At 72.4% G+C, this 293-nt stretch carries 1 protein-coding gene; it reads left to right on the top strand.

The window, feature by feature from the left end; translation table 11 throughout:
- Nucleotides 1–293, top strand: a 293-nt coding sequence (locus PUR56_RS00375) for a hypothetical protein (RefSeq protein WP_329947356.1), incomplete at both ends; no start/stop codon positions are given.

The following is a 293-nucleotide window of genomic DNA, read 5'->3' as shown; positions in this document are numbered from 1 at the left end:
CCGCCCCCCGCAACTCCTCCTCCGGCGGCGGCAGCCTCCGCCCGGCCTGCGACGTCTACCACGCAGGCGTCGTCCTCGACCACGTGCTCGCCCACGGACCGACCGCCCAGGGCGGCGACTCCCTCGCCGCCGCCCCCGTCGGCGTCCGCGAAAACTACTACCGCAACTTCAAGCTCCTCCCCACCACGACCCCGACGTACAACACCGCCGGACACGAAATTAACATCTCCAATGCCGTCTACTGCGTGAGCATGAGCGCGGGGGGCGGCGGGGTGCGGGTGGGGGGGGGGGGG

Source organism: Streptomyces sp. BE303 (assembly GCF_036290945.1).
Lineage (GTDB): Bacteria > Actinomycetota > Actinomycetes > Streptomycetales > Streptomycetaceae > Kitasatospora.
Note: the sequence above shows the minus strand (reverse complement) of the source record. Positions and strands in the feature narration are given on the sequence as shown.